This is a genomic window from Vibrio rubrogenes (assembly GCF_059641415.1).
The window spans coordinates 1-1842 of sequence record NZ_JCARSY010000085.1 but is presented as its reverse complement, the minus strand read 5'-3'; the positions used below and the strand labels follow the sequence as shown (position 1 = coordinate 1842).

The 1842-nt window shown below is 52.4% G+C and carries 1 protein-coding gene; it reads right to left on the bottom strand.

Features of this window, described 5'->3' with window-relative positions; all coding sequences use genetic code 11:
• On the bottom strand, window positions 1–1842 hold a 1842-nt coding region (locus tag AC55NX_RS20610; RefSeq protein WP_496997434.1), incomplete at both ends, for a condensation domain-containing protein.

The following is a 1842-nucleotide window of genomic DNA, read 5'->3' as shown; positions in this document are numbered from 1 at the left end:
GCATTGTGGGTTTGATTCAAGTGGTGCAACAGGTGTTGCTGTTCACTTTCGGTAAGCATCGGTAGTGCACTCACCGGTAACTCAGGCTGACGCACCATGTTTTCCAACAGGGTGATCCAGTAGCTGAGGTAGCGCTGCACGGTTTCCGGTTCAAACAACGCTGTCGCATAATTCAGCGAGCCTTCAATGCGATCCGCTGATTCATGGACGATCAAACTCAGATCAAACTGGGCGCTACTGGATTCTTCCGCTAACAATGACAAGCTCATCCCATCGAGCTCAATCCGTTCTTCCGGTAAGTTCTGTAATGCAAACAGCACCTGAAAAATAGGGCTGTAAGCGAGACTTCGTGTCGGGGCGACAGCCTCAACAACCTGTTCAAACGGAATATCCTGATGTGCCTGTGCCTGTAACGAAGTCGATTTAATCTGGTTCAGCAGCGCAATGCTATCCGGCTGATCGCTCAGGTTGACCCGCAATGCTTGCGTGTTGACAAACATCCCAATCAAGTCTTCCAGTTCACTTTGCGTTCGTCCGGCGACCGGAGAACCGATCACGATATCTTCCTGACCGGAGAGCCGGCTCATGACCACGGACCATCCGGCAAGCAAAGTCATGTAGAGCGTACTACGATGCCGCTGACTGAATTCACGTAAAGACGCCGTGAGCGACGGTGATAAACTGACCGGAATCTCAGCCCCTGCGTAATTCTGCGTAGCCGGACGGGCCCGATCCATCGGTAATGTCAGACAATCCGGAATATCACGCAACTGTTCAGTCCAATACTGTTGCTGACGTTGCAACACTTCACCCTGCAGATGTGCCTGTTGCCACGCCGCATAGTCACCGTATTGGATACGCAATGGTGGCAATGGATCCACCAGCCCCTGACAGAAGGCACGATACAACGTCGAGAGTTCACGAGTCAGTACCCCAATTGACCAGCCGTCGGCAATCATATGGTGCATGGCAATTCGTAACCAATGCTCGTTTTCATGAATACGGATCAGTTGCCCTTGAATCAATGATCCTCGGGTTAACTCAAACTGGGGCTGGAATGCCGACAGCTCATCGATTAATGACTCACCATCCAGCCAGCACATCGGAAACTCATACCGGATTTTGCCAACAATCTGTACCGGAACTCCATCGAGATCCTCAAAGTGTGTCCGTAATGGTGCATGACGGGCAACAATCTGATTCAGCGCTCGCTGTAACGCATCTATGTTTAACTGACCTTCCAGACGTAACCCACCGGTAATCACGTACGCTGAAACGGAGTCCGGATCCATTTGTGACAAGAACCACAACCGTTTCTGCGCCAGTGACAATGGGATCGCTTGCCCTTCCGGCAACGGCGTAATCGCCGGTAATGTTGCACCTTGGGCATCATCCAGCAGGGCTGCCACTTCATGTAAGGTTGAATGGGAGAACAGCGTCGCCAGTGATAACTCCCGACCCAGTTGCTCACGCACCCGTGACACCATCCGTACCGCCAGCAAAGAGTGACCGCCCAACTCAAAGAAGTTGTCGGCCCGGCCCACTTGTTCGACGCCCAATAGCTCTGACCAAATCGCCGCCAGTTGTACCTCTGCATCCCCCTGCGGTGCCTGATATTTATGCCGCACCACCGAGCTGATATCCGGCTCAGGCAGCGCTTTGCGGTTTACTTTACCGTTCGGCGTTAATGGCATCGCATCAATCACCACATATACCGCCGGCACCATATGCGCCGGTAAACGCTCAGACAGTTCAGCTTTCAGCGTGGCAACATCAGGCGCTGTATGTTTATCAATCGCGGTGTAATAACCAACTAACTGTTTGTCTCCGCTCTCACCAAAG